The 25,817-nt window shown below is 65.7% G+C and carries 25 protein-coding genes; 11 read left to right on the forward strand and 14 right to left on the reverse strand.

Annotated features, from left to right (window positions below):
- Positions 1-18 precede the first annotated feature (18 nt).
- Complete coding sequence (locus JEY66_RS05105; protein ID WP_016845259.1) at positions 19-882, forward strand: tetratricopeptide repeat protein; 864 nt, start codon at positions 19-21, stop codon at positions 880-882.
- Positions 883-951: 69 nt separating this feature from the next.
- Here JEY66_RS05105 and JEY66_RS05110 read toward each other — a convergent pair whose 3' ends face one another.
- The 4 genes from JEY66_RS05110 to JEY66_RS05125 are packed head-to-tail and all read right to left on the reverse strand — an operon-like array spanning position 952 to position 4,560.
- The gene (locus JEY66_RS05110; protein WP_016845260.1) at positions 952-1,818 is read right to left on the reverse strand and encodes an efflux RND transporter periplasmic adaptor subunit; all 867 of its coding nucleotides are present in this window, start codon (positions 1,816-1,818) and stop codon (positions 952-954) included.
- A complete protein-coding gene (locus JEY66_RS05115) occupies positions 1,815-2,021 on the reverse strand; it encodes a DUF1656 domain-containing protein (protein WP_016845261.1) in 207 nt (68 codons plus the stop codon). Before JEY66_RS05115 ends, JEY66_RS05110 begins: the two co-directional genes overlap by 4 nt.
- Positions 2,018-4,069, reverse strand: coding sequence for an FUSC family protein (locus JEY66_RS05120; protein WP_018268964.1), 2,052 nt, complete (start codon positions 4,067-4,069; stop codon positions 2,018-2,020). The genes JEY66_RS05115 and JEY66_RS05120 overlap by 4 nt, the downstream gene beginning before the upstream one ends.
- A gap of 2 nt (positions 4,070-4,071) precedes the next feature.
- Complete coding sequence (locus JEY66_RS05125) at positions 4,072-4,560, reverse strand: MarR family winged helix-turn-helix transcriptional regulator (protein ID WP_016845266.1); 489 nt, start codon at positions 4,558-4,560, stop codon at positions 4,072-4,074.
- Positions 4,561-4,773: 213 nt separating this feature from the next.
- On the opposite strand from JEY66_RS05125, the gene JEY66_RS05130 reads away from it, so the two are divergent.
- Together JEY66_RS05130 and JEY66_RS05135 are read left to right on the forward strand one after the other, a co-directional pair.
- Entirely contained in the window at positions 4,774-4,950 is a 177-nt protein-coding gene (locus JEY66_RS05130) for a hypothetical protein (RefSeq protein WP_016845267.1), read from the forward strand.
- A 263-nt stretch (positions 4,951-5,213) separates the two neighbouring features.
- Positions 5,214-5,426 carry a hypothetical protein gene (locus JEY66_RS05135; RefSeq protein ID WP_026191889.1) on the forward strand — a complete coding sequence of 71 codons (213 nt, stop codon included), beginning with the start codon at positions 5,214-5,216 and terminating at the stop codon, positions 5,424-5,426.
- Positions 5,427-5,485: 59 nt separating this feature from the next.
- Here JEY66_RS05135 and JEY66_RS05140 read toward each other — a convergent pair whose 3' ends face one another.
- Positions 5,486-6,043 (reverse strand): HNH endonuclease, encoded by a 558-nt coding sequence (locus tag JEY66_RS05140; RefSeq protein ID WP_016845270.1) that lies wholly within the window; start codon positions 6,041-6,043, stop codon positions 5,486-5,488.
- A 191-nt stretch (positions 6,044-6,234) separates the two neighbouring features.
- On the opposite strand from JEY66_RS05140, the gene JEY66_RS05145 reads away from it, so the two are divergent.
- A complete protein-coding gene (locus JEY66_RS05145; RefSeq protein WP_018268963.1) occupies positions 6,235-7,995 on the forward strand; it encodes a chloride channel protein in 1,761 nt (586 codons plus the stop codon).
- 156 nt (positions 7,996-8,151) lie between these two features.
- Here the strand turns inward: JEY66_RS05145 and JEY66_RS05150 are convergent, their stop codons facing one another.
- The 6 genes from JEY66_RS05150 to JEY66_RS05175 all read right to left on the reverse strand — a co-directional run bounded on the left by JEY66_RS05150 (position 8,152) and on the right by JEY66_RS05175 (position 16,045).
- Positions 8,152-9,123, reverse strand: a complete 972-nt coding sequence (locus JEY66_RS05150; RefSeq protein ID WP_018268962.1) for a peptidyl-alpha-hydroxyglycine alpha-amidating lyase family protein — start codon at positions 9,121-9,123, stop codon at positions 8,152-8,154.
- Positions 9,124-9,229: 106 nt separating this feature from the next.
- Positions 9,230-11,017: a flavin-containing monooxygenase gene (locus tag JEY66_RS05155; protein ID WP_038375970.1), complete on the reverse strand. Its 1,788-nt coding sequence runs from the start codon at positions 11,015-11,017 to the stop codon at positions 9,230-9,232.
- 112 nt (positions 11,018-11,129) lie between these two features.
- Complete coding sequence (locus JEY66_RS05160; protein WP_016845273.1) at positions 11,130-12,215, reverse strand: DUF2855 family protein; 1,086 nt, start codon at positions 12,213-12,215, stop codon at positions 11,130-11,132.
- A gap of 105 nt (positions 12,216-12,320) precedes the next feature.
- Positions 12,321-13,838 (reverse strand): acyl-CoA synthetase, encoded by a 1,518-nt coding sequence (locus tag JEY66_RS05165; RefSeq protein WP_016845274.1) that lies wholly within the window; start codon positions 13,836-13,838, stop codon positions 12,321-12,323.
- Positions 13,839-13,853: 15 nt separating this feature from the next.
- Complete coding sequence (locus JEY66_RS05170) at positions 13,854-15,044, reverse strand: ABC transporter substrate-binding protein (protein WP_016845275.1); 1,191 nt, start codon at positions 15,042-15,044, stop codon at positions 13,854-13,856.
- A 29-nt stretch (positions 15,045-15,073) separates the two neighbouring features.
- Positions 15,074-16,045, reverse strand: coding sequence for an NAD(P)H-dependent flavin oxidoreductase (locus JEY66_RS05175; RefSeq protein ID WP_026191888.1), 972 nt, complete (start codon positions 16,043-16,045; stop codon positions 15,074-15,076).
- Between the two features lie 179 nt (positions 16,046-16,224).
- On the opposite strand from JEY66_RS05175, the gene JEY66_RS05180 reads away from it, so the two are divergent.
- A complete protein-coding gene (locus tag JEY66_RS05180) occupies positions 16,225-17,112 on the forward strand; it encodes a LysR family transcriptional regulator (RefSeq protein ID WP_016845277.1) in 888 nt (295 codons plus the stop codon).
- 9 nt (positions 17,113-17,121) lie between these two features.
- Here the strand turns inward: JEY66_RS05180 and JEY66_RS05185 are convergent, their stop codons facing one another.
- Entirely contained in the window at positions 17,122-18,684 is a 1,563-nt protein-coding gene (locus tag JEY66_RS05185; protein WP_016845278.1) for a glycoside hydrolase family 17 protein, read from the reverse strand.
- 166 nt (positions 18,685-18,850) lie between these two features.
- Positions 18,851-19,504, reverse strand: coding sequence for a DNA-3-methyladenine glycosylase family protein (locus JEY66_RS05190; RefSeq protein ID WP_026191886.1), 654 nt, complete (start codon positions 19,502-19,504; stop codon positions 18,851-18,853).
- A 132-nt stretch (positions 19,505-19,636) separates the two neighbouring features.
- Between JEY66_RS05190 and gluQRS the strand changes: the two genes are divergently transcribed.
- Complete coding sequence (gene gluQRS / locus JEY66_RS05195; protein ID WP_026191885.1) at positions 19,637-20,524, forward strand: tRNA glutamyl-Q(34) synthetase GluQRS; 888 nt, start codon at positions 19,637-19,639, stop codon at positions 20,522-20,524.
- 117 nt (positions 20,525-20,641) lie between these two features.
- Positions 20,642-21,958: an ATP-binding protein gene (locus JEY66_RS05200; RefSeq protein WP_026191884.1), complete on the forward strand. Its 1,317-nt coding sequence runs from the start codon at positions 20,642-20,644 to the stop codon at positions 21,956-21,958.
- On the opposite strand, the gene JEY66_RS05205 is transcribed toward JEY66_RS05200, so the two are convergent.
- Positions 21,885-22,745, reverse strand: coding sequence for a YihY/virulence factor BrkB family protein (locus JEY66_RS05205; RefSeq protein WP_370143883.1), 861 nt, complete (start codon positions 22,743-22,745; stop codon positions 21,885-21,887). The genes JEY66_RS05200 and JEY66_RS05205 overlap by 74 nt on opposite strands.
- Positions 22,746-22,911: 166 nt before the next feature.
- On the opposite strand from JEY66_RS05205, the gene JEY66_RS05210 reads away from it, so the two are divergent.
- From JEY66_RS05210 to JEY66_RS05225, 4 genes are all read left to right on the forward strand, one after another.
- Positions 22,912-23,106: a twin transmembrane helix small protein gene (locus JEY66_RS05210; RefSeq protein ID WP_016845283.1), complete on the forward strand. Its 195-nt coding sequence runs from the start codon at positions 22,912-22,914 to the stop codon at positions 23,104-23,106.
- A gap of 79 nt (positions 23,107-23,185) precedes the next feature.
- On the forward strand, positions 23,186-23,758 hold the full coding sequence (locus JEY66_RS05215) for a cob(I)yrinic acid a,c-diamide adenosyltransferase (RefSeq protein ID WP_016845284.1): 573 nt from the start codon (positions 23,186-23,188) through the stop codon (positions 23,756-23,758).
- Positions 23,759-23,875: 117 nt separating this feature from the next.
- Positions 23,876-24,625 (forward strand): electron transfer flavoprotein subunit beta/FixA family protein, encoded by a 750-nt coding sequence (locus JEY66_RS05220; RefSeq protein ID WP_016845285.1) that lies wholly within the window; start codon positions 23,876-23,878, stop codon positions 24,623-24,625.
- A complete protein-coding gene (locus JEY66_RS05225) occupies positions 24,625-25,575 on the forward strand; it encodes an electron transfer flavoprotein subunit alpha/FixB family protein (RefSeq protein ID WP_016845286.1) in 951 nt (316 codons plus the stop codon). Before JEY66_RS05220 ends, JEY66_RS05225 begins: the two co-directional genes overlap by 1 nt.
- Positions 25,576-25,817: the final 242 nt, after the last annotated feature.

The following is a 25,817-nucleotide window of genomic DNA, read 5'->3' on the forward strand; positions in this document are numbered from 1 at the left end:
GTGCAAGCAAGGCCCGATATGAAACTTCGTGCAAGCGCCGGCGCAATTGTCAGCCTGACATCGCTTCTCGTTGCGATGCTCCCCGCGTTGCCGGCGGTCGCGCAGAACCCGAAGAAGGACAACTATCTCCGCACTATCGGATTGTGCAGCGGCCTCGATCGCACACCGGCCGACGCGCGCGTTGCTGCCTGCACGGCGCTGATCGATGCGGGTCAGGACATGACCCCTGCCGGCCTCGCGATCGCCTACAACAACCGTGGCAACGCCTACGCTGCCAAGGGGGACTACGACGGCGCCATCCGGGATTTTGATCGATCGATCGAGCTCAATCCGACCTACACCAAGCCGTTCAACAACCGCGGCGTGGCCTATCTCAGGAAGCGCGAATACGATCGCGCGACCGACGCCTTCGATCAGGCGATCAGGCTCAACCCGAATTACGGCGAGGCCTTCGCCAATCGCGCCGGCGCCTATTTGAAGCAGAACGATTTTGCGCGCGCGGCGCAGGACTACGATGAGGCCATTCGCCTCAAGCCGAACCTGGACGGGGTGTGGAGCGGACGCTGCTGGAGCCGGGCCATCCTTGGCGAATTGCAGGCGGCGCTGGAGGATTGCAACAAGGCCCTTCAATCGGGGCCCGCCAACGCCGCGACGTATGACTCGCGTGGCCTGATCTATCTGAAGACCGGCGAGCTTGGCGCGGCGATTGCCGACTACAGCTCCGCACTTCGCATCGATCCCAAGCTCGCAAGCGCACTTTATGGACGCGGCCTGGCGAAGTTGAAGCAGGGCGACAAGGCCGGCGGCAATATCGACATGGCGGCGGCCAAGGCGATCCAGGGCAGCATCGGCGACGATTTCACACGCTACGGCGTGCGATAACCGAGTGCGGCCGACCGAGCTGCAGCAAGCGGGCCGGCCCGATGCTGTCGCAGCGGCCCGGCCAGCCGGCTAATCCATGATCTCGACCGTCGCCGAACGGCCGGCGACCAGCGCGATGCGATCCGGCAGGTGATCCAGCGCGATGCGCACGGGGATGCGCTGTGCCAGCCGAACCCAGCTGAAGGTCGGATTGACGTTCGCGAGCAGGCTCGCGCCTGCCGCGCGGTCTCGATCCTCGATGCCGGCCGCAATGCTCTCGACATGTCCGGTGAGCCGCACCGGCTCGCCCATCAGCCGGATCTGCGCCTTGTCGCCGACGCGGATGCGCGCGAGCTTGGTCTCCTCGAAATAGCCTTCCACATGCAGCGTATCGGTGTCGACCAGCGCCATCACGCCCTTGCCCGCGGTGACGTAGGCGCCCGGCCGCAGGTCCATATTGGTGATGGTGCCATTGACCGAAGCGTGCACCTCGCTGCGATCCAGGTTGAGCTGCGCGACGGCGCGGTCGGCGACCGCCTGGTCATAGGCCGCCTTGGCCTGCAGCTGCGTCGCCAGAACCTGCTCCTGCTTCTGCTGCGACACCGCATCGGTGGTCAGCGAGCTGTAGCGCTTGAGGTCGGCGTCGGCCTGATCCAATGTCGCGCGATGGCCGGCGACCGCCGCGTCGGCCTGCTTCAGTGCCAGGGCAAAGCGTGCGCGATCGATCCGGAACAGGATGTCGCCGCGATGCACCGGCTGATTGTCCTTGACCAGCACGTCGGTGACGAAGCCGGATACGTCGGGGGCAACCTGCACAATGTCGGCGCGAACCCTGCCGTCGCGGGTCCATGGCGCCTCCATATAGTAGACCCAGAGCGCACGCGCGACCGCGAGCGCGGCGATGACGGCGATCGCGGTCAGCGCAACCCGACCGAGCCAGGCGAAATTCCCTTTCATGGCAGAAACTCCGAAAGATAGACCACGACGCCGAGCAGGCATACATACAGGGCGAAATTGAACAGCGCGCGATGCCAGACCAGCCGGTAGAACCCGAAGCGCTGCATGACCCGGCTCACCACCGCGCTCAGCGCATAGGCAACGATGAGCCACAGCAGCAGCGCCGGAACGAGCACGCCGTAAATGTCGAGCTCATATCTCATGCGGCAAAACTCTCCTCGGGCTGCGATCGATAGGCGGGCGCATCCGGAAACAGGCCGCGGCGGATGCCGACAAGGCCGAGCAATGCATCGTCCCGCGCGCGCTCATTGGGATCCTTGACGACCGCAGTCAGCGCTGCATCGATGCAGGACAGCAGTTCGGCGGGCATTGCCTCGTTCGCATGGGCGCGAAACGCCGCCGCGAGGTCGTCCAGCATGTCGTCGATGGCACGCACGGTCAATGCGGCGAGGCCGTAACGCGCCCGCCTGAGGTCGATGATGTTGAGCCCGATGCGCAGCTGGACCAGGCTGTCGGCATCGCGGCGGTCGCTCTCGGAGATGAAGGCGATCCGCTGGACCAATAGCCCGAGCCGATGCAGCATCAGGCCGGCAAACTGCGCGCGATCGCCGTGGCCGCGCCGCTCGGCGGCGACCGCGAGGGTCTGCCAGCTCGACGTCATCAGCCGCTTGGCGATCCATTCGGCGCCGACGCCGCGCGCGATCCGCGTCACGATCTCCGCGATGACAACGCCGAGGAAGAAGGCGACCGACGTGTTGGCGAAACTGGCGAAATCCGCGCTGTAGGTCGATTGCAGCGCGAGCAGCGTCGCGGTGTTGGCGGCGAGCGCCATGCCGATCGGCGCGGTTTTGGGCCGTGCGATCAAAAAGCCGTACAGGAGGAAGGTCGGCGCCAGCGCGGCGATCAGGACCTCGACGTGGGAGATGCCCGGCACCAGCGCGAACTGGTAAATCGCGACGACGACGATCGCGACCAGCGAAAACAGCCCGAAGGCCCGGATGCTGCGCGCCGGCTCGTCCTGCGCGGCGAAGAAGGAGCAGGCGACCGCCGCCATCATCGGCGCCGAGGCGCCATCCGGCCAGCCGGTCGCAATCCACAGGCCGCAGCAGATCAGGATGGCGACCGCCGCCCCCGCAGCGGACCATAGCGCCATGCCGTGGTCGCGATGCCGGACCGGCGCTGCCCCCGACTCCGGATGGAATGCCAGCGGGACAGTGGAGATGTCCCGGCCCGCGGCAATCGCATCACCTATTGCGCGGCAGTCGGCCGAGATGTCGACAAGCTCGCGCAGCCGGAGCAGCAGGCTGATCGTGATGATGCGCTCCCGCGACGCGACGCCGTCGAGCGCGGATTGCCGCTCGGCGATTGCAGCGCGGATCTGCTCGCCGGATTGCCGCAGGCGATCCTCGTCCACAATCCATGCGGCGAGATCCTCGATCAGGCGCCGTAGCTCCGGTTGCTTCTGCAGCGCCGCCTCGCCGAGTCCGGCAAGCCGGTCTTCGATCGAGGTGATGATCGGCAACAGCATCAGCATGCGCAGCCGGACCTCACCGAGGCCGCGCACGGTGCCGACGTCGGCCAGCCGGTCATAGGCGACATGGGTCGCCAGCGTATCGATCTCGACGATGTCGGTTGCAAGACGAAGGCGTTGGGCCCGGCGCGTCTCGCTGGTCCCGCGGTCAAGCAGCACGTCGCGGGACAGGCGGCGCGCATCCGACAGCCAGCTCCTGACGCGGCCGCCGACCGCCGGCGCGACGCTGCGCGGAAATACCACTGTCGACACCAGGCTCGCGCAGATGATGCCGAGCGAGATTTCCTCGACCCGTGCCAGCGCGACATCGAAGATGCTGCCCGGGTCGGCCACCGACGGAAAGCCGATCAGTGCGACGGTATATCCGCCCAGCATGAAGACATAGCTGCGCGGCGTGCCGTCGAGCAGCGACAGATAAAGGCAGAGCCCGACCCAGAGCGCGATCACGAGGCACAGCAGTTCCGGCGCATTGACCAGGTTCGGCACCAGGGCGACCGTGACGCTCGCGCCGACCAGGGTGCCGATCACGCGGAAGAACGCCTTCGAGCTGGTCGCGCCGGCCAGCGGCTGCGACGTGATATAGACCGTCGCCATCGCCCAATAGGGGCGCGGCAGATCGATCGCCAGGGCGATGACAAGCGCCAGCATCGACGCCGCGAACGTCTTCAACGCGAAGACGAGGTCCGCGTGGCGGACCAGGAACGGCTCTTCCGCGCGCATGACTATTTCGCCTCTGGAACTGTCTTGGCTGGCGTAGTCCTGGCGCCCTGCAGGCGGCTCGCCCGCTGCTCGATGAGCTGCAGCGTCTCGAAGGTTACCGCAAGTTCCGCGCTGCCGATATCCTTCAGCAGGCTGGCCCGCACGCGGCGCAGCACCCGGTTGATCTCCTCGACCTTGGCTTCGCCGGTCGCGGTGAGATGCAGCGTCTTGGCGCGCCGGTCGGTCGGGTCCTCGCGGCGCTCGACGAAGCCTTCAGACTGGAGCAGATCGATCAGCCGCACCAGTGAAGGCCCCTCGATGCCCAGTTCGTCGGCAAGCACGCCCTGCCGGACGGTTTCCCCCTGGCGCGACAGCACCAGCAGCGGAATCGCCGTCGCGTAGGACAGGCCGTGGTCGGACAAGGCCTGATCCGACTCGCGGCGCCAGATCCGGGCGAGCCTGGTCACCAGGCGGCCGATCTCGGCATGGATATGGGACTGCGAAGGCGGCATGCGAATTAGATAGGATGCGAACTATTAGGCTACAACTATATAGCTCCGAACATCGCGGATGATCACGCAAATGCGATCCTGCGTGAGGGAGCGTCAATACTGCTGCACGATCGACCTTGATGCGCTGGTTATGGTCGGTTGCGAGCGGACCTTGAGCGCGGCCGGTTAGGAACGCATCGGGATACAGAAGCTTCTGTTCCTGAGGAGATTGTCATGAACAGAAAGCCTGTCACGCCGGATTCCGGACGCCCGAGCGACTGGGGTTCCCACGCGCAAACCGACAAGCCGTGGAAGGGAAACCCGGAGAAGGAGCAGCGCTCCGGAGACGCGAAGCGCTCCGGAGACGAGAAGCCGGACCTGGAAAAGTGGCATGAATCGAATACGCAGTGATGCGCGGAGATAGCGAATGCCCGCCTTTCACTTCGCGATTGTGAATGATGAGCGCGTGATCGATGCAACCGGCCAGCCGGTTACCGACCGCGATGAAGCCATTGCCGTCGCCAAACGGCTCGCCAGCTGACCGCTTTGATCTTCGGCGCGCTTCAGCACCATTTTCGCAGCAGGCGCACGGTGCAGGCCGGCGGGGAGGTCGTCCGCGAGAGATACAAGCGGAATGAGACCTGTCGCAGCGCCGCTGGCGCAAGGAGGAGACGATGGGATTGGCTCAATATGCGGTGATCGCGGCCGGCGAGGAATGGGGCGTCCTGCACGACGGCAATCTCAACGGCGGATACGCCACCAAGGAAGCTGCATTCGAATCGGCGGTGGCCGCCGCGGCACTGGCGATCAGGATGGGGCACGAGGTTCACGTCAGCGTTCCCGGCCGCGAGGAGGGCGAGGCAGCGCTCACCAAACGACCCACCTGATTCCAAACCATAGCAGTACGGCTTGCATTCGCTGTGAGGACGAGGCGCGCCAACGCGGTCTACGGATCGAGCTCAGTATCCCAGTAGAGATAATCGAGCCAGCTCTCGTGCAGATAGTTCGGCGGAAACAGCCGGCCGTTGCGATGCAGCTGATGCACGGTCGGAGCGTAAGGCGTCTGCTTCGGAAACATCTTGGCCTGCTGCGGCGTCAGATTGCCCTTGCGCAAATTGCAGGGCGAGCAGGCGGCGACGACGTTCTCCCAGGTGGTCTGGCCACCCTTGCTGCGCGGAATGATGTGATCGAAGGTGAGATCGTCGCCCGACAGGCAATACTGGCAGCTGAATCGGTCGCGCAGGAAAACGTTGAACCGGGTGAAGGCGGGGTGGGTGGTCGGCTTGACGAAGGACTTGAGGGATACAACGCTCGGCAGCTGGATTTCGAAGGACGGACTTCGTACCGCCCGGTCGTAATATTCGACGATGTTGACACGATCGAGGAACACCGCCTTGATCGCGTCCTGCCAGGACCAGAGCGACAGCGGGTAATAACTCAGCGGCCGGAAGTCCGCATTCAAGACCAGCACCGGCCAACCGCCTTGCGAGACATGTGCGTTCAAATAACGCTCCTGACTCCCATTAGCTGCGAAGCAGCATGCACTCACATACTACAGGCAGCGTGACGGGATTGTGAAGAGCAATGAGCGGCTTATCCGCCGCGCCCTGCCATGTTCCTGCCCCGATTGCCTCCCGCCCGCGAGGCCCGTAAAGGGAGCCGCAAGGCCCTGTCGGCCAGTGACGGACCCTGCCGATGACCACGACCTCAAGCTATCTCGAGGCGCCGCGCCGGTTGCGCGCGTTCGTGCGCGCGCACGAGACGAGCCTTGTGGTGCTGGCGGTGCTGATCGGAGCCATTGGCGGCCTCGTGGTGGCGGTCATGAGCGGCCTCGTCACGGTGCTGCATTCGGTGCTGTTCAATCTGCCGCTCGGCGACCGGTTGTCGAGCCAGCCCAGCATCGATCCCGTGCGCGCGCTCGTGGTTCCCACGATCGGCGGCCTGCTGCTGGGATTTGCGTTCCTTCTGTTGCTCCGGGTCCGGCCGGCCCGCGAAATCGACCCGATCGAAGCCAACGCGCTTTATGGCGGGCGGATGTCGTTCCGCGGCAGCGTGATCGTGGCGCTGCAGACGATCTGGTCGAGCGGCGTCGGCGGCTCGGTCGGGCTCGAGGCCGGCTATACCCAGCTCTCCAGCGGCCTCGCCGCATCGCTCGGCCGCGGCTTTCACCTTCGCCGCAACGACCAGCGAATCATGGTCGGCTGCGGCGCGGCGGCGGCGATCGCCGGCGCGTTCAGCGCGCCGCTGGCGGGCGCGTTCTACGCTTTCGAACTTGTGATCGGTGGCTATACGCCGGCCAGCCTGACCCCGGTCGGCGTGGCGGCGGTGACCGGCTACTTCGTCGCCCATGCCTTTGAGCCGCTGCCGCTCGGCGTCGGCGTCGGAACCGTCGGCGATGTGCTCGGACGGGATCTTGCGATCGCCGCGCTGCTCGGCATGGTCGCGGCGCTGACCGGGATCGCGATCATGCGCGGGGTCACGCTGTGCGAGGCGCTGCTGACCAAGAGCCGGCTGTGGCCGCCATTGCGGCCGGCGCTCGGCGGGCTTGCGGTCGGCGCGATGGCGCTACTCACGCCGCAGGTGATGTCGTCGGGCCACGGCGCGCTGCGCTTCGCCGGCATCGTGGCGATGCCGCTTGCCTTCATCGCCGGCGTGTTCGCGCTGAAGGCGGTGGCCTCGATCGTCTCGCTCGGCTCGGGCTTCCGCGGCGGATTGTTCTTCGCCACGTTGTTCATGGGTGCGCTCGGCGGCCGGCTGTTCGCGGCCGGCGTCGACATCGTGTGGCCGGGGTTGAACCTCGACCCCAACGCCTATGCGGTGATCGGCATGAGCGCGCTGTCGGCCTCGGTGATCGGCGGCCCGCTCACGATGTCGTTCATCGCGCTGGAATCCACCGGCAACCTCTGGCTCACGACCGCGGTGCTGGTCGCGGTCATCATCTCGACCACGATCACGCGCGAGCTGTTCGGCTATTCGTTCGCGACCTGGCGTTTGCATCTGCGCGGCGAGACCATCCGCAGCGCCGCCGATATCGGCTGGATCCGCGATCTCACGGTCGGCAAGATGATGCGGCAGGACATGACGACGGTGAACGCCGCGATGCCGATCGAGACGTTCCGCGAGGAATTCCCGCCGGGCTCGAAGACCCAGGTCGTCGCGGTCGACGGCGAGGGGCACTACGCGGGGCTTGCGCTGGTCGCCGAAGCGCACGCGCCGGATCTCGAGGCCGACAAGGGGCTTGCCGGCATTCTGCGCTACGCCGACGTGGTGCTGCATCCCGGCATGAACGTGCAGGAGGCGATCGCGGTGTTCGACGCGGCCGAAGCGGAATCGCTCGCCGTGGTCGGGGGCGACGGCGACCGGCGGCCGATCGGCCTGCTCACCGAAGCGCACGCCATGCGGCGCTATGCGGAAGAATCCGAGCAGCGCCGCCGCGAGGTGATCGGCGAGATTTGATTGCGCGGGAGCGCTTTTCGACCCGTCATCCTGAGGAGCCGCGAAGCGGCGTCTCGAAGGATGCACGGCCACCAGCCGGGGCCGTCGACCCTTCGAGACGCGCGCGATGCGCGCTCCTCAGGGTGACGGTGATGGAGTGACGGTGGGAGACTGAATCTAAACCTTCTCCAGCTTCTGCAGGCACCGCGTCACGCGCACCGCGGCCGGCATCTCGGTGTCCGGAAAGCTGGTCTTCCAGTCGGTGACGCCGACCTCGCCGACATAGATGTCGCCGCGGGAATCCAGCGCGATGCCGTGCGGCGCCAGGAATTTTCCGGTCTCGATGCCGGGGCCTTGTTCGCCGCCGAGGCGCGCGATGCGCTTTCCGGTGTGATCCACGATCGACAGCCGCGGGCCGAGATTGGGCACCTTGCGATTGACGGCCATGCCGGGGCCGAGCTCGCCGATCACGAAGTTCGGCTGCTTGCCGCCGCCGCAGCAGCACAGCGCGCAGGGCCGGTGCAGGTTGTTCCACTGCGTCTCGTATCTGCCGTTGCCGTCGAACACCTGGACGCGGTGGTTCTCGCGGTCGGCGACGTAGACCCAGCCATCGGCGTCGGTCGCGATGTTGTGCACGATGTTGAACTGGCCGGGATCGGTGCCGGGCTCGCCCCAGCTTTTGATCAGCCTGCCATCCGGCGTGTACTTGTGGATACAGGCATTGCCGTAGCCATCGGAGACATAGATCTCGCCCTTCGGCGACAGCGCGGTATGGGTGCAGCGATGGAACGGCTCGCCGCTCATGAACGGCGCCGGCTTGTTCGGGATGCCGATCGTCAGCACCACCCTGCCGTCGGTTGAACACTTGCGCACGGTGTGGTCGCCGTCATCGGTGCAATAGAGATTGTCGTCGGCGTCGATGTGCAGGCCGTGGGCGCGCGAGAACACGCCTTCGCCCCAGCTCTTGATGAAATTCCCCTCGCGGTCGAGCACCACCATCGGATGGTTGCCGCGGTTGAAGACATAGACGCGGTCCTTGCTGTCGACGGCGACGGAGGCGACATCCGTCAGGCTCCAGCCGTCGGGGAGCTTTGCGAAGTTCTCCACCACGCGATAGCGGTGTTCGCCGGTGCCGAGGGTGATTGGCATAAGATGTCTCCCCAAGATCGTCATTCCGGGGCGATGCGCAGCATCGAACCCGGAATCTCGAGGTTCCGGGTCCGCGCTTCGCGCATCCCGGAACGACGGCAGGTTTCTATGAAAAGCCCGCCCGCGGTCCGACGTCGCGCGGCAACAGGCCTTCCTCGATCGCCTTGATCTGCAATGCGAGATAGCGCGAGTTGATGCGGCATTGCGCGAGGCTGCCGGCGATGAACCACAGGCCGGGCTGCGGCGTGCGGGTGTACATGTTGCGCAGCTCCTGGCCGTCGCCAAAGCCCCAGATCGGGCCGACGCGCGCGGCCACCGCCTCGCCGAACAGTTTCTTCACCAGCTCTTCCTGCGGCCGGTAGCCGGTCGCGAGCACGATCAGGTCGGCGGCAACGATCTCGCCGTTCTTCAGCCGCGCGCCCTCGCTTACGAAGGTCTCGATGTCGGCGAATTGCTGCAGGGCGACCGCACCGCTCGCGACGAGATCGGAGCAGCCGACGTTGAAGTAATAGCCGCCGCCGCGGGTCAGGTATTTGAACTGCCAGCCGGTGCCGCCATCGCCGAAATCGAGCTTGAAGCCCTTGCGCGCGAGGCCGTCGAGCAGCGGCTTGTCAAGTTGCTTCGACTGCTCGGTCATCAGCACATGGCTGCGCTTGGCGAGCACAAGCGGCATCGAGGTCGCGATCAGATCATTGTCCTCCAGCGTACCTTCATTGTAGGCGGCATAGGCAAGCTGCGCCGACGGCTCGATATTGGTGATCAGCGTCGAGGAGCGCTGAACCAGCGTGACGTCGGCGCCGGAGGAATGCAGATCCTGCGCGATGTCGTGGCCGCTGTTGCCGGTGCCGATCACGAGCGCGCTCTTGCCGGTCCAGCTCTCGCCATCCTCGTAGCGGCTGGAATGCATGACCTTGCCGGAAAAATTCTTCAGGCCCGGGATGTCGGGCAAGTTGGGAATGCCGCTGACGCCGGTCGCCATCACGACATGGCGCGGCTGCATTGTCCGTGTCGTGCCGTCGGCGCGGCGCAACTCGACACTCCAACGCCCTTCCGCGTCGTCATAGCTGCCGCCGACAAATTCCGTGCCGGTCCAGAAGTTCAGCTCCATGGCGTCGACATAGGATTCGAACCAGTTGGCGAGCTTGTCCTTCGGGATGTAGGTCGGCCAGTTCGGCGGGAACGGCATGTAGGGCAGGTGATTGACCTGCACCTGGTTGTGCAGGGTCAGCGCGTGATAGCGCTTGCGCCAATTGTCGCCGACGCGCGCCTCGCGGTCGACGATCAGCGTGTCGATCTTGAGCTGTTGCAGCCGCGCGGCGATCGCAAGCCCGGCCTGTCCGCCGCCGACCACCAGCACATCGGGGTCGCGGTCGACATATTCGGCGGATGCCTTGCGCAGGTCGAGCCAGTTGGGGCCGCGGAAGTCGCGCGAATAGGCCTGTCCGCGCGGCCTGGTGTGGCCCTGCTGCTCCTCAAAACCCTTCAGCTCCTCGAGCGTCGTCAGCAAGGTCCAGGCCTTCAGGCGATCGTCGTCGGCGGCATCGGGGATCAGTCGTACGATGCCGTGGCCGCGGCCAACCGCCGTCTCGAATTTGAAGATCGCCTCGATCGCATGGGTACCGGCGCGTGTCACCCGGCGTGGCGCCGCGCGCTCGGCATCGATGCGGAAGTCATGCGGCGCGCTGTGACGCGCATGCGCCGGCAGCTCCTCGATGATTGCGAAGGCCCGATTGACGGTCTGGATGTTCCAGCTCAGCGCCAGCACGTCGCGCCAGTAGCTGTCGGGATGGAACAGCGGCTTCAGCAGCACATCGTCGGGGCTGGCCAACGCATCTTCGAACTGCACAAGCCAATTGTCGGCGGCGACCGAAATATCGTCCGTCTTGTCGAGCATCGAGCGTTTCTCGTCATCGGCCGCCTTGCTGATATTTTCTTGGCGGCGTTCCCATTGCCGCAAAGCCTATACCCATTCGAAGGCATGCAGAAAGGGCGCGACGGGATATCGCCTATTCGGCCAGCGACAGGATCAGGCCTTGATCCGGCGGAACGCGGCCCTGCAGGGTATCGAGATAGGCTTCGCGTACCGCGGCCGGGCCGCGCCGCTCGACTACATCAAGCCAATTCGGCAGATGCGGCACCAGCTCCGCCCAGGCGGCGCCAAAGCGCTGGTCGATGCCGCCGGGACCCCATTCCTTGGCGCGCTTGCGGATCTGGTCGGGGGCGAAGAACCACACCGGCTTGGCGCCGGGCAGCGTCGGCTCCTCCGGCTCGCTCGCGCGATGCGTCAGCCCGACCCGGCCGGAATAAACCATCTGCGCGCCGAAGTGCCGGTGCAGGGCCTCGCGCAGCGCGCTGTTGCCGGCCATGTCGACATAGGCTGTCGGCTCGGCCGGCGGGATCGCGGTGACCTGATCGTAGGTGACGACCTCGTCATAGCAGCCGAGCGATCTGACGAAATCGACATTGCCCCTGGAGGTCAGCCCGATCACCGAGATGCCCCTTTTGTGCGCGAGATGGGCGAGCCCGAACGCGGTCTTGCTCGAGGCCGACGACAGGATGACGCGGCGTGCGCCGTAGAATTCATTCTCTGCCAGGAAGTCGTCGACCAGGAAAGACAACATGAACAGAGGCAGCAGCAGCGCGCGGAAATCGCCTTGCTGGCCGGCATAGGTCGAATCGCCGGAGACCCGGGCATAGGCGTTATAGACCGGCGAGACCTCCTGCCGGTGCGCGGCGCCGTCGCGCAGGCCACGCTTGCTGACGTCGGCCGCCTCGATCACCAGATGGGTCGCCATCGGGAAATAGCCGAACAGCGTTTCGCCTTCTGCGATCATGGGATGTTTCGATGCCAGCACCTCGCCAAAGCCCCACACCGGGATGATGCCGTAGCCCTCGGGCGCCGGGAACAGGTGCCAGTATTTCAGCTGCTCGCCGATCACCGCATAGGTGATGTTGTTGGCGGTGAAGGCGAAGCGGGTCACCTTCACCAGCAGCGCATCGGCCGGCAGCGCGGCGGCGTCGGGCAACGGCGTCTCGATCACCTTGCATTGCTGCAGATCGTTGCGGATGACGATGAAGTCGGTCGAGTTCATGGCGGATGATCCGGGCCTTTGGTGCACCGGCATCGTTGCTTCGTTCGCCGGCCGTTTGCAACAGCAACTAAGTTTCAAACGTCGTTCGCTTCGCCGTCAGATCGTTCAGCCGAGCTGTCCTTCGCGGTAGAGGTCGCGCAGCTTACGCTTGAAGATCTTGCCGGTGGCCTCGCGCGGCAGCGCGTCCATGAAGCGGATATCCTTCGGCACCTTGAAATTGGCGAGCTTGTCGCGCAGGAAATCCTGGATCGCCGCAACCGAAAGCGTGCTGCCTGCTTCCGGCTCGACGCAGGCGAACAGCCGCTCGCCATATTCGTCGTCGGGGACGCCGAACACCGCGCAGTCGCGCACGCCTGCCATGCCGATCAGCGCATTCTCGATCTCGGCCGGATAGATGTTGACGCCGCCCGAGATCACCATGTCGCGCTTGCGGTCGCACAGGAACAGATAGCCGTCCGCGTCGAGATAGCCGACATCGCCGACGCTGATCAGGCCGTCGTGATCGGCCTCGGCGCGTGCCTTGGCATTGCCGTGATAGTCGAAGTCCGAGATCAACTTCTGACGCATGAAGATCTCGCCGGGCTCGCCGACGTCGCATTGCGTCCCGTCGGGCCGGAAGATCTTGACGATGCCGCCTTCGATGGCGCGGCCGACGGTGCCGGGCTTCGCCAGCGCTTCGGCTGACGAATGCCAGACCGGGATGCCGGTCTCGGTCGAGCCGAGATATTCGTTGATGACCGGTCCCCACCACTCGATCATCGCGCGCTTGACGTCGACAGGGCAGGGCGCCGCGCCGTGGACGATGAAGCGCAGCGACGACAGGTCGTAGCGGCGCCGCGTCTCCTCGGGCAGACGCAGCAGCCGCACGAACATCGTCGGCACCATATGCATATGGGTGACACGGTGGCGCTCGATCAGTTGCAGCAGATCCTCCGGATCGAAGCGCGGCTCGAGCACGATCACGCAGCCGTTGCGGAACGCGAGCATCCCGTAGGAGTGCGGCGCCGAATGGTACATCGGGCCGTTCATCAGGATCACCTGTTTCTCGTTCGGCTTGACGCCGTAGGTGATGGCGCCGACGCGCGCGGCCGCCGCCTGCTGCTCAGATGGCATCGGCTTGCGCTTGACGCCCTTCGGCAGTCCGGTGGTGCCCGACGTGTAGAACATCGGCGCACCACCGATCGGCGCGTCGGTCAGCGGTTGGTGCTTGTCACGCCAAACGTCCCAGTCGGTCATGCCGTCGGGCACGCGCGTGAGCGCCGGCGCTACCCCATAGGCCGCTGCGATCTCCGGTGGCGTCGTCACCACCAGCAACTTGATTGCCGGCGGCAGGCCGTCGCGGATTTGCGGCAAGAGATCGGCGTGGCAGACCAGCGTGTCGGCGCCGCTGTCGGACAGGATGTAAGCGACCTCGTCGGCCTTCAGATGCCAGTTGATCGGCACGACCGGGCTGCCGAGCGCGGCCGAAGCCGCGACCACCTCGAACAGCGCGAAATCGTTGCGCAGCATCATGCCGACCGGCTTGCCGCCCTGCACGCCGAGTGCCCGGAAGCCGCCGGCCGCCCGCGCGATGCGGGCGTGAATGTCGCCGTAGCTGATCTGTCTGTCGCCGCTGATGATCATGTCGCGCCTCGTCTCCTAGCGATCGTCCAGGATCTCGCCGAAGCTGATCCAGCTCTTGCCGTTGAACCGGCGCAGCCGCAACTGCTGGAACGGCAGGTAGTCGTCCGGCCCGGTCGATACCGTCATGCCCGGCAACAATAGCGGCAGCGGAACGTCGCGCAATGACGCCGCCTGGCGCATGATGTTTTCGCGGCTGAAATCGTTCTTGCAGGCCTTCAGCACGGCCATCAGCAGCGTCGCATAATGATAGCCCGCCGAGTAGTTCGAGTTGCTGAGGTCCGCATTGGGCAGGTACTGCTTCATGAAGGCAAGATAGTCCTTCACGGCGGGATCGTCGGCCCATTGCGCGTCCATCGTGTCCTTCTGGTTGCTGGATGAGATCAGGCCGACCGCGTTCTCCAGGCCTGCGGACTCCAGGAACGAGATCGACGACGCGGAGGTCGGTACGAAGAACAGGTCCGGCTTCCAGCCGATCTCGGCGACGCCCTTGATCATCTGCGGCGTGAACTTGCCGAGCACGACTCCGAACAGCACATCGGCACCGGACGCCTTCAGGGTCGCGAGCTGCGAGCTGATGGTTGGCGCCGAAGTCTCGTAGCTCGCTTCCGCGACGATCATGCTCGCGGCCTTGCTGCCGAGCGCGCGCTTGAAGCCGGCGACATAGTCGCGGCCGAAATCGTCGTTCTGCGCAAGGATCGCGATCTTCGCGTCCGGCTTGGCCTGCAGCACATATTTGGCATAGACCACGCCCTCGGATTCGTAGGAGGCCATGCCCGGCATGGTCCACGGATAGGTCTTCGGGTCGGCCCATTTGGTCGCGCCGCTCAGCACGAACAATTGCGGGATCTTCTTGGTGTTGAGATAGCGGTGCACGGCGTTGTTGGTGGCGGTTCCGAGCGAGCCGAACATCATCAGCACCTCCTCCTGCTCCACCAGCTTGCGGGTCTGCTCGACGGTCTTCGGCGGCGAATAGGCGTCGTCCAGCGTGATGAACTTCACTTGCCGGCCGTTGATGCCGCCCTCTGCGTTGACCTTCGCGAAAAACGCTTCCTGGGCGCGGCCGATGGTGCCGAAGCCGGAGACCGGTCCGCTATAGGGCAGCGTCTGGCCGATCCGGATCGCCTCGTTGCCGTTGTCGGCGGCGGCCGTGCTGGTGATCGCGCAGACCGCAAGCGCGGCAGCCAGCGCGTGTCGCGCTCGTTTCATGGTTCACTCCCGGATTTTGCGCAATAGCGTCAGGCGCTGGCGCGCAGGAAATCGCTGCGCGCCGCGACGAACTCGGACTTGAGCCGCGCCACCAGTTCGCCGACCGGCGGGGCATCGGAGATCTGGCCGATGCCCTGGCCCGAACCCCAGATGTCGCGCCAGGCCTTGGCCTTCATGTTGCCGCCGGAGCCGAAATTCATCTTGGTCTTGTCGGCGACCGGCAGATTGCCCGGATCGAGCCCTGCCGCCGCGATCGACGGTCCGAGATAGTTGCCGTGCACGCCGGTGAACAGGTTCGAATAGACGATGTCGTGCGCGGCGTATTCGGTCAGCGCCTGCTTGTACCTGATATCGGCGTTGGCCTCCTCGGTCGCGATGAAGCGGGTGCCGATATAGGCGAGGTCGGCGCCGAGCGCGAGCGCGGATGCGATGCTCCAGCCGTCGGAGATCGCGCCCGACAGCAGGATCGTGCCGTTGAACCATTGCTTGACCTCGCGCACCAGCGCGAACGGCGACAGCGTGCCGGCGTGTCCGCCGGCACCGGCGCAGACCAGGATCAGGCCGTCGACGCCCTGCTCGGCGGCCTTGCGCGCGTGCTTCACGTTGATGACGTCGTGGAACACGACGCCGCCATAGGAGTGCGCGGCCTCGACGATCTCGGACGGCGGGCGCAGCGAGGTGATGATCACGGGCACCTTGTGCTTCACGCAGGTTTCCATGTCGCGCATCAGGCGGTCGTTGGAGGCGTGGCAGATCTGGTTGACGGCGTAGGGCGCGACCTTCTTCTCCGGATGCAGCGCCTGGTACTCGCCGAGTTCGTTCTCGATCTGGGTCAGCCATTCGTCGAGCTTCTCGGCCGGGCGGGCGTTGAGCGCCGGGAACGAGCCGACGATGCCGGCCTTGCACTGCGCGATCACGAGCTCGGGCCCCGAGACGATGAACAGCGGGGAGCCGACGACCGGCAGTTCAAGCTTGTTGGCGAGCGAAGCGGGCAGCGTCATTTTCGGATCCTCCATGCGCGTCGCCCGGCCGGCGGCCCGGGCGGATCGCGATTTATTGTGATGGCTGGAGCGGCGGCGCTCTTGGCGCGGCAATATAAGGCTGGACGGCTCGGTCATGGCGTTCAATATTGAACATCGGATTGGCCAGAAATGAACGGTGTCGCAGGAAGGGGAGCGGCATGGACTGGGAGCTTTGCAAGACATTCGTGGCGGTGGCGGAGACACGCAGCCTTGCCGGGGCGGCACGGCGGCTGCGCATCAGCCATCCCACCGTCGGTCGCAACGTCGCGGCGCTCGAGCAGCAACTCGGGACCCGCCTGTTCGCGCGTTCCAATGACGGCCTGTCGCTGACGTCGCATGGCCGCAAATTCCGCGAGCACGCCGAAGCAATGGCCGCGGCGGCGCTCCGCGCGGAGGCGGCCGCGTCCGCCACCGGCGAGCAGGCGCGCGGCGTCGTGAAGCTGTCGATCGGCGCGACCTTGGCCGCGCACTGGCTGATGCCGCGCCTCGGCCCGTTCCTGCGCGATCACGCCAACATCCAGCTCGAGATCATCACCCATCCGTTCCCGGCCAGCGTGCGCCGCCGCGAGGCCGACGTGGTGCTGCGGCCGGTCGATGCGGGAGAGGAGAACCTGATCGGGCGCAAGATCGGGCGGCTCGGCACCGGCTTCTACGCGTCCCGCGACTATGCGGCAGGGCGCAAGCTGCCGGAGCGGCGGGACGAGTGGCGGGGCCACCATGTGATCGGCTTTGCCGACCAGGCCTCGAATGCGCATCTGGCGCGCTGGAGCGACGTCATCACCCGGCAGGGCACGCTGGTGATGCGCTGTTCCTCGCAGGGCGACATGCTCGCGGCGGCGCGGGCCGGGCTCGGGATCTGCGCGCTGTCCTGCCTGGTCGGGGCCGACTACCCCGATCTGGTGCGGGTCGCGCCGCAAAAGCTCTCGAGCCTCTCCGATCTCTGGCTGCTCGCCCATCCCGATCTGGTCGCGCTGCCCGCGGTGCGCGCCGTCATCGGCTTCGTCACCGACTGCGCGCGCGAGGACCGCGTCAGGCTGCGGGGCTAGGGCGCGTTGTCAGGCACGCGCCCGCAACAGCGTCACCGCGAGCAAGACAAAGGCCGCGCAGGTCCACAGCGACTGCCAGTTCTCCGCCCCTTCGTTGAATCCTGTGTAGATCGCCGTTGCAATGAAAATGCCGGCAAAGATCGACTCCGCCAGCGGGCGGATTCCCTTGCTGGGAGGATTGAGCAGCGTCACGGCGGCAAAGGGCACCGCCGCCATGGTCAGAGGCGCAAAGGGAAAGTCAATGAAGCGCGGGTCGAACACAAGTCCGATTGCGGTCGCCGTGCCGATCACGACGGTGATCATCAAGGCCAGTCCGTGCAGGGTCACCAGCACCGATTCAGTGTGGTGGCCCTTCGGGCCCAACACTTCGAAAAAGCTGGGCGGTGCGCGGCCCGACATCAGGGCGTTGGCGCCCAGCACCGGCGAAGCCGTGGCCGCCACCAGCAGCGAGCCCCACACAAGCCAGCCTCCCGTTCCGTAGCTTTCATAGACTAATCTTTGCTCGGCGACGCCAAACAGGATGCCAGCCGTGGTCGCCGATAGCGCGATCGCAAGCCACGACGCGAATGCGGCCTTTCTCGGCTTGCGGCGCAAGGTCAGCCATGCCGCACCGAAGACGAGGATCGCCAGCGCCATTCCGCTGACCATTTGCAGCTTCCAGAGCGGAAAATTGCTGACCGGCTGGCCCGGCGGATATTTCGGCATGCGCTGCTCGGAATCGAACAGCCCCCAGGAGCCGCCGACCGTGCCCTCGATCTCCCGCTTCCATCCTTCATCATAGGCCTCGAACAGGTTGACGCGGAAATGCTCGCGCCGGGCAAGGTCGAGGACCTCCGAAACCACTCGCGCCTGATTGATGCGGGAGGGCAGCGCGGACTCGCGCATGCGCCCCTCGCTCGGCCAACCGATCTCTCCGATAAAGATTTCCTTGCCCGGAAAAGCCGCCGCGATCTGTCGGCGCATCTCGTCGGCGTGGGCGGCGGCATCTTCCGCCCGGATCGGAACATTCTCCCAATACGGCAGGATATGAACCGTGACGAAGTCGACCGCGTCGGAAAGTTCGCGATTGCTCAGCCAGAATTCCCAGACGTCGGCATAGGTGACGGGGACGGAGACCTGCGCCTTGATCGAGCGGATCGTGGCGGCGAGGTCGGAAGCCGACATTTCCTTGCGCAGCAACACCTCGTTGCCGACCACGAGCGCGATGATCGTGTCCGGATATTCCTTGGCGAGGCGGATCGCGGTGGCGACCTGCGTTGCATTCTTCTTGCGGTCCCGATCGAGGAAGATGCCCTGGATGACCTTCAGCCCCGCCTTGGCCGCGAGTGCGGGAATCTGGTCGAGACCAAGATCGGTCGCATAGGTGCGGATGCAGTCGGAAATCTTCGCAAGTTGAGCGAGGTCTTCCGCGATCTGTTCCGGCGAGACCTGCGTCGCCGGCGAAAGTGATGTTTGATTGTTGCGGAACGGCGCGTACGAGATGCACTGCACCTTGTCGTTCGGATCGATCGGCGCGCGCGGCAGGTTGACCGGGATGCCGAGCCACCACCACACCGCGGCGATCGCGCCCAAGGATACCGAGAGAAGCGTCAGCGGGATACGGAGAGAAATCAGGTCCGTCTCCTTGCAATAGGGACGTGCTGCGCGTGCTAAATGGGCGAGGCCGGCAAATTGAAAAAGTATCTGTCCGCTGATTCTATATCACGCGATGACGCGGTTGGTGTGTTTTTCTCGACGACTACTTTGCGCCTGCGATCACGCCCTCGCGATTTCTGAGCACGCGATAATACGCCCACCACAGATGCGCTGCGGCGCCGCGCAGCGGACGCCACGGCTCCGCAAGCGGCGCCATCTGTTTCGGCGTCGGCCGCTCCTTCAAGCCAAGCCCGATCTTGACCGCTTCCTGCACGGCGAGGTCGCCCGCGGGCCAGGCATCGCCATGGCCGAGGCAGAACAGCAGATAGACATCGGCGGTCCACGGGCCGATCCCGGGCAGCGCCGTCAGCGTGTTGTGCGCCGCATCGGCCTCCTCATTGGCAAGGACGTCGAGGTTCAGCCGCTCCTCGGCGAGCTCGCGCGCGATGTGCTTCAGCGTCTTGATCTTGGCCGCCGACAGCCCGAGCCGGCCGAGCCGGTCGGCCCGCGCCTTGCGGATCGCGTCATGGTGGAACGGGTCGAACGCCGTGCTGACGCGCCCCCAGATTGCCGCCGCACTCGCGGTCGAGAGCTGCTGGCCGCAGATGATCGCGGCAAGCCCGGCAAATCCAGGCTCGCGCTGCCTGATCGCCGGCATGCCGGTCAGTTCCAGGATCGGACGCAGGCGGCGGTCCTGGTCGACCAGTTTGTGGATCGCGTCGTCGAGGTCGGCCTGGGTTTCGAGATGAATCAGCATTTGCGGGGTCTGCATCGGCTTGTCAGGCGCGGGCTTGACCCGCGCATCGATCTCCTATCGTAACAGAGTCTTGTCCAGGCGCATGAATCAGAGTCGCCGGGCAAGCCCGGCAATGATGCGTGACCGATGACCATGCCACCCGTTTTCCGCTTCGCGCCGAGTCCGAACGGCTACCTGCATCTCGGCCACGCCTATTCGGCGCTGCTCAACCACGATCTCGCGCGGCAGTCGGGCGGACGCCTGCTGCTGCGGATCGAGGACATCGACGCGACGCGCTGCCGGCCGGAATTCGAGCAGGCGATTTATGAGGATCTGGCCTGGCTCGGCATCGCCTGGGAGACCCCGGTGCGGCGGCAGTCCGAGCATTTTGCCGCCTATGGCGCGGCGATCGACCGCCTGTCGGCCCGGGGGCTGGTCTACCCGAGTTTCGAAAGCCGAACCGAGATCGCGCGGCTGGTCGCGGAACGCGAGGCCGGGGGCGCGTGGCCCCGTGATCCGGACGGCGCGCCGCTTTATCCGGGGCTGGCCAAATCGCTGTCGGCCGAGGCGCGCGACCGGCTGATCGGGCAGGGCGTGCCGTTCGCGTTGCGGCTCGACATGGCGTCAGCCCGCGCGCGCGCCGGCGAACTGCGCTGGCAGGACGCGGGTGAGGGGCCGGCTGGCGAGAGCGGAGACGTCGCGGCCCGGCCTGAGGCCTGGGGCGACGTGATCCTGGCGCGCAAGGAGACCCCGACCAGCTACCATCTCTCGGTCGTGATCGATGACGCCCTGCAAGGCGTTACCGATGTGGTCAGGGGCATTGACCTGTTCTGGTCGACGAGCGTGCATCGGCTGTTGCAGGAACTGCTCGGTCTGCCCGTGCCAAACTACCGGCACCATCGGCTGATCCGAGACGCGGCCGGCCAAAAGTTGTCGAAATCGACCCAGGCGACCGGGCTGCGCGAGTTGCGGGCGGAGGGGGCGAGCCCGGCCGATATCCGCCGCCTGGTCGGTTTGCCCTGGGATTTTGGCCAGGTTTGATCGCAAAGGAGTGCGGTTACCATCATGGCGCTTTGCGCGGGCGCACCGGAAACGCCGCCGTGACTCCGGCACGCCTGGCATGCCATGTTGTCGACCGGGGCGGGGATCACGGAGACCATGGCGTCAAAATCGCGCGCACGGCGCAGCAAGCGGCCATCCAAAAGGACGCCGCCGAAGACGCGCGCCACCAGACCGCGTGCTGCCAAAACGCGTGTGGCCAAGACACGAGTGGCCAAGGTGGCGGCCAGGCCGCGCCGCAAGCGGGCCGTGCCGAAGCCGGCCCCGAAGGCCGGTCCCGGCATGGTCGATACCGCGCTTGCCGCCTTTGCCCATGAGGTGCGGACGCCGCTCACCGGAATCCTTGCGATCAGCAATCTGCTCGCGACATCCGATCTCGGCGAGCGCGAGCGGCGCTGGGTCGACACCATCAAGGCCGGCGCCGAGCATTTGGCGAGCCTTGCGACCCTGTTCGTCGACGCCGCCCGGAGCGAGGGGCCGGGGCTCGAGATCCGGCAGGATTTCTTCGACCTGCGCACGCTGGCGCGCCACGCCGCGGATTCGCTGGCCGGCCGTGCGGCAGCCAAGGGGCTGCAGGCTTCCGTCGAGGTCTCCGACCAGCTGCCTGCCTTCGCGGTCGGCGATCCCGTCCGCCTGCGCGCGGCGCTCGAAAATCTGATCGACAACGCGGTTAAGTTCACCGAGCAGGGCAGCATCGAGCTGCGTATCGCGCCGGTGGGCGCGGCCAAGGGAAGGTCGGGCGACAAGATCGGCGTCGCGTTCGCGATCTCCGACAGCGGCATCGGCCTGACGCTATCGGAGGTCAAGCGCCTGTTCCGGCCGTTCTCGCAGGCCAACGTCTCGATCGCCGCGCGGTTCGGCGGCGCCGGGCTCGGCCTGTCCTCCGTCAGGCAGCTCGCGCGCGCCATGGGCGGCGACATCGTCGCGGACCGTCGCGCCGGCGGGGGCACCACCTTCACGCTCAAGGTGGAACTGGAGCCCGCCGAAGGGCCGGCCGGCACCGGCTCCGGCGCGAGCGCGGCGGCGCTGATGTCACAAGGGCTGCGGCTACTCAGTGTCGAGGACAATCCGTTCGGCCGCGTCGTGCTCAACACGATCCTGACTGAGCTCGGTCATCACGCCGAATTCGTCGGTCAGGGCGAGGCCGCGCCCGACCGGCTCGTGCAGGGCGCCTTTGACGCCGTGCTGATGGACATGGTGCTGCCCGGCATCGGCGGCATCGAGGCGATCAAGCGCATCCGCGCGCTGCCGCCGCCGCACGGCCGCATCGTGATTGTCGGGATTTCCGGCCGGGCCGAAGACGAAGCCGCGGCGCGCGCTGCCGGCGCCGACGGCTTCCTGGTCAAGCCTGTGTCCCCGCGGGCGCTCGCGACTGCGCTGCATGAAGCGACACGCCGTGCGGCAGCCGCGACTTGATGATCGCCGCGTTCAACTCGCCGCCGAACACGAAGATCGCGGCGATGAAATACAGGAACACCAGTGCGATCACCACCGAGGCCAGTCCCGCATACATCGTGACGTAGTTGTTGGCGAAGCGTGCGAGGTACATGCCGAAGCCGATGCCCGAGAGCAGCGAGGCCACCATGGTGAAGATGATGCCGGGCAGGATCTGCGTGAAGCTGCGACGGCCCGCCGGCAGCCAGGCGTGCAGGATGAAGAGTGCGACGACCAGCGCCAGGATCGTGACGCCGTAACGGGCGGTGTTGAGCAGGCTCTCGTTGGATTCGACGAAGAACGGGATATAGCGCCGCGCCGCCTCGATGATCAGCGGCCCGAGCACGATCAGGAAAGCCATCGCGAGCGAGGTGAACGCCGCGACCAGCGTGTAGCCGATCGACTCCAGCCGCAGCCAATACCAGCGCCGCGGCTCAATCACGGCGTAGGCGCGGTTCAGCGCCACCCGCAGCGCCTCGACGCCGTTGGAGGCGAAGTAGACCGCGAGCACCGCGCCGATGGTCAGGATGTCGCCGCGGGTGTTGGTCAGCACGTCGTGGATCTGGCCGGACAGCGCCTCGGCGACCTGCTGCGGCCAGACCTGCAGCATCAGCCCGACCGCCTGGTCGGCGAGCTGCTTGGAGCCGAAGAAGCCGGCCACCGAGGTCAGCACGATCAGGAACGGAAACAGCGCCATCAGCGTCGACAGCGCGATGTGGCTCGCGATCGCCCAGCCGTCGTCGGCGAGGAACGTGTAAAAGGCATCCATCACGACGTGGGTGACGTAACGAAGCTGCTTCACATTCCACCCGGCATTGTCGAAAACTGCTCGGCCCGAGAACGGACCCAGCATCTGATATTACGCGCTGAAAAGCCAGTTGGTTGCATGGCCGGGCTGTGTGGAAGTCGGCGTCCTGCGGTGTTATGTACCGCAAATGACATCTCTCCTCAGCACGATCATTCTTCCCATCGCCGTCGGCGCCGTCGCGCTGGTGCTCCTGCTCGGCCTCGTCAATATGATGAAGGGCGGCTCGCCGAACACGTCGCAAAAGCTGATGCGGCTGCGCGTGCTGCTGCAGTTCGTGGCCATCGTCTTCGCAATGCTCGCGGTCTGGGCGATGGGGCGCTAGGTGAGGTAGATTTGTCGGGCTATTCTCTACCTCTCCCGATCGGAGCGGTGGACTCGAACATCGAACACCGGAGCCTGCCATGGTCGTTCTCAATCGGATCTACACGCGCACCGGCGATGACGGCACCACCGCGCTCGGCTCCGGCGAGCGGCGGCCGAAATACGATCTGCGCATTGCCGCCTATGGCACGGTAGACGAGACCAATGCTGCGATCGGCGTGGTGCGGCTGCATCTTGCCGGCAGCCCCGAGGTCGATGCGATGCTCGGCCGGATCCAGAACGATCTGTTCGATCTCGGCGCCGACCTCGCGGTGCCCGAGCGCGAGGGCAAGGCCGAACGTCTGCGGATGCTGGCAAGCCAGGTCGGGCGGCTCGAGCGCGATATCGACAGTCTGAACGACCAGCTCGCGCCGCTGACCTCGTTCGTGCTGCCCGGCGGCACGCCCGCCTCCGCCTATCTGCATCTTGCCCGGACGATATGTCGCCGCGCGGAACGGATGATGGTGGAACTCGCCGCCCAACCCGATGAGCCGGTCAATCAGGCTGGCATCCAGTATATGAACCGCCTGTCGGATTTCCTGTTCGTTGCCAGCCGCTTCCAGAACAATAAAGGAGCGGGGGACGTGTTGTGGGTGCCGGGCCAGAACCGTTAAACTGGTTCAAAATCGGGGGACGGTTTTTTGGCTTTGGCTCGTTGACCGGGAGAAACGGGACCTTTAGGTTCCGCGCCAGCCAACCGAAACCCATAAAATCAAAGCGAAAGAGGATCGATGAAGGTTCTTGTGCCGGTAAAGCGGGTCGTCGACTACAACGTCAAGGTCCGCGTCAAGAGTGACGGGACGGGCGTGGAGCTCGCCAACGTCAAGATGTCGATGAACCCGTTCGACGAAATCGCCGTCGAGGAAGCGCTGCGGCTGAAGGAAGCCGGCAAGGCGACCGAAGTGGTGGTGGTGTCGATCGGTCCCGCGCAGGCCTCCGAGACCATTCGCACCGGACTTGCGATGGGCGCCGACCGCGGCATCCTGGTCAAGGCCGAAGGCAATGTCGAACCGCTCGCGGTTGCCAAGATCCTGAAGGCGGTGGTCGAGGCGGAGCAGCCCGGCCTCGTCATTCTCGGCAAGCAGGCGATCGACGACGACTCGAACCAGACCGGCCAGATGCTGGCCGCGCTGCTCGGCTGGTCGCAGGCGACTTTCGCCTCCAAGCTCGAGGTCGAAGGAAGTGACTTCAAGGTCACCCGCGAAGTCGACGGCGGCCTGCAGACCATCAAGCTCAAGGGCCCGGCGATCGTCACCACCGACCTGCGCCTCAACGAGCCGCGCTATGCGTCGCTGCCCAACATCATGAAGGCGAAGAAGAAGCCGATCGACGACAAGAGCGTCGCCGACTACGGCGTCGATGTGACGCCGCGTCTGGAAGTGCTGAAGACCGCGGAACCGGCAGGCCGCAAGGCGGGCGTCAAGGTCAAGGACGTCGCCGAACTCGTGAACAAGCTCAAGACCGAAGCCGGGGTTCTCTGATGACGACGCTGTTGATTGCTGAACACGACCACGAGACGCTGAAGGACGCGACCAACAAGGCGCTGACCGCGGCGAGCCAGCTCGGCGGCGATGTCCATGTGCTGGTTGCCGGTGGCGGCCAGGGCACCAAGGCGGCGGCGGAAGCAGCTGCCAAGCTTGCCGGCGTCACCAGGGTACTGGTGGCCGAAGGCCCCGCCTATGAGCACGACCTTGCCGAGCCGCTGGCTGCGCTGATCGTCGCGCTGGCTCCCGGCTATGATGCGTTCGTCGCGCCCGCGACCTCGCGCTTCAAGAATGTGATGCCGCGCATCGCAGCCTTGCTCGACGTCATGCAGGTCTCCGAGATCATCAAGGTCGTCGCGCCCGACACCTTCGAGCGGCCGATCTATGCCGGCAACGCGATCCAGACCGTGAAGTCGAAGGACGCCAAGAAGGTGATCACGGTCCGCACCTCGACCTTCGCCGCCGCCGGCGAAGGCGGCAGCGCGGCGATCGAGAACGCCGCTTCGGCCGCCGATCCGGGCCTGTCGACGTTCGTCGGCGAGGAAGTCGCCAAGAGCGACCGCCCCGAGCTGACCTCGGCCAAGATCATCGTCTCGGGTGGCCGTGCCATGCAGAGCCGCGAGAACTTCGCCAAGTACATCGAGCCGCTCGCCGACAAGCTCGGCGCCGGCGTCGGCGCCTCGCGCGCCGCGGTCGATGCCGGCTATGCGCCGAACGACTGGCAGGTCGGCCAGACCGGCAAGGTGGTGGCCCCGGAACTTTATGTCGCGGTCGGCATCTCCGGCGCGATCCAGCATCTGGCCGGCATGAAGGACTCCAAGGTGATCGTCGCCATCAACAAGGATGAGGACGCGCCGATCTTCCAGGTCGCCGATTACGGCCTGGTCGCCGACCTCTACCAGGCGGTTCCGGAGCTCACCGAAGCGCTCGGCAAGCTCGGAAAGTAAGCGACAAGACACCGGCCGGGTGGGTAAGCTCCGGCCGGTGTTATTATTTTCGAGGCAATGATCCGGAAACGTTTTTCCGAAAGGATCATGCTCGACAGGGGAAATGGGACCATGATGTGATGACCTGTCATCACATCATGGTCCCGGGAAACGTTTTCCGGCGGATTGGGCAACCCGGAAGGCTTTACTTCGGGTATCGTTGGAATTGGGCAGGCGCGATGTGCGCGCCGTTCCGGTGGATG

The sequence above is a fragment of the Bradyrhizobium elkanii USDA 76 genome (genome assembly GCF_023278185.1).
Lineage (GTDB): Bacteria > Pseudomonadota > Alphaproteobacteria > Rhizobiales > Xanthobacteraceae > Bradyrhizobium > Bradyrhizobium elkanii.

Bases quoted from the DNA above. Each gene is read 5' to 3' on its own strand.
- JEY66_RS05105 (WP_016845259.1), top strand. From the start codon at position 19: ATGAAACTTCGTGCAAGCGCCGGCGCAATTGTCAGCCTGACATCGCTT.
- JEY66_RS05110 (WP_016845260.1), bottom strand. From the start codon at position 1,818: ATGAAAGGGAATTTCGCCTGGCTCGGTCGGGTTGCGCTGACCGCGATC.
- JEY66_RS05115 (WP_016845261.1), bottom strand. From the start codon at position 2,021: ATGAGATATGAGCTCGACATTTACGGCGTGCTCGTTCCGGCGCTGCTG.
- JEY66_RS05120 (WP_018268964.1), bottom strand. From the start codon at position 4,069: ATGCGCGCGGAAGAGCCGTTCCTGGTCCGCCACGCGGACCTCGTCTTC.
- JEY66_RS05125 (WP_016845266.1), bottom strand. From the start codon at position 4,560: ATGCCGCCTTCGCAGTCCCATATCCATGCCGAGATCGGCCGCCTGGTG.
- JEY66_RS05130 (WP_016845267.1), top strand. From the start codon at position 4,774: ATGAACAGAAAGCCTGTCACGCCGGATTCCGGACGCCCGAGCGACTGG.
- JEY66_RS05135 (WP_026191889.1), top strand. From the start codon at position 5,214: ATGGGATTGGCTCAATATGCGGTGATCGCGGCCGGCGAGGAATGGGGC.
- JEY66_RS05145 (WP_018268963.1), top strand. From the start codon at position 6,235: ATGACCACGACCTCAAGCTATCTCGAGGCGCCGCGCCGGTTGCGCGCG.
- JEY66_RS05150 (WP_018268962.1), bottom strand. From the start codon at position 9,123: ATGCCAATCACCCTCGGCACCGGCGAACACCGCTATCGCGTGGTGGAG.
- JEY66_RS05155 (WP_038375970.1), bottom strand. From the start codon at position 11,017: ATGCTCGACAAGACGGACGATATTTCGGTCGCCGCCGACAATTGGCTT.
- JEY66_RS05160 (WP_016845273.1), bottom strand. From the start codon at position 12,215: ATGAACTCGACCGACTTCATCGTCATCCGCAACGATCTGCAGCAATGC.
- JEY66_RS05165 (WP_016845274.1), bottom strand. From the start codon at position 13,838: ATGATCATCAGCGGCGACAGACAGATCAGCTACGGCGACATTCACGCC.
- JEY66_RS05170 (WP_016845275.1), bottom strand. From the start codon at position 15,044: ATGAAACGAGCGCGACACGCGCTGGCTGCCGCGCTTGCGGTCTGCGCG.
- JEY66_RS05175 (WP_026191888.1), bottom strand. From the start codon at position 16,045: ATGACGCTGCCCGCTTCGCTCGCCAACAAGCTTGAACTGCCGGTCGTC.
- JEY66_RS05180 (WP_016845277.1), top strand. From the start codon at position 16,225: ATGGACTGGGAGCTTTGCAAGACATTCGTGGCGGTGGCGGAGACACGC.
- JEY66_RS05190 (WP_026191886.1), bottom strand. From the start codon at position 19,504: ATGCTGATTCATCTCGAAACCCAGGCCGACCTCGACGACGCGATCCAC.
- gluQRS (WP_026191885.1), top strand. From the start codon at position 19,637: ATGCCACCCGTTTTCCGCTTCGCGCCGAGTCCGAACGGCTACCTGCAT.
- JEY66_RS05200 (WP_026191884.1), top strand. From the start codon at position 20,642: ATGGCGTCAAAATCGCGCGCACGGCGCAGCAAGCGGCCATCCAAAAGG.
- JEY66_RS05205 (WP_370143883.1), bottom strand. From the start codon at position 22,745: ATGGATGCCTTTTACACGTTCCTCGCCGACGACGGCTGGGCGATCGCG.
- JEY66_RS05210 (WP_016845283.1), top strand. From the start codon at position 22,912: ATGACATCTCTCCTCAGCACGATCATTCTTCCCATCGCCGTCGGCGCC.
- JEY66_RS05215 (WP_016845284.1), top strand. From the start codon at position 23,186: ATGGTCGTTCTCAATCGGATCTACACGCGCACCGGCGATGACGGCACC.
- JEY66_RS05220 (WP_016845285.1), top strand. From the start codon at position 23,876: ATGAAGGTTCTTGTGCCGGTAAAGCGGGTCGTCGACTACAACGTCAAG.
- JEY66_RS05225 (WP_016845286.1), top strand. From the start codon at position 24,625: ATGACGACGCTGTTGATTGCTGAACACGACCACGAGACGCTGAAGGAC.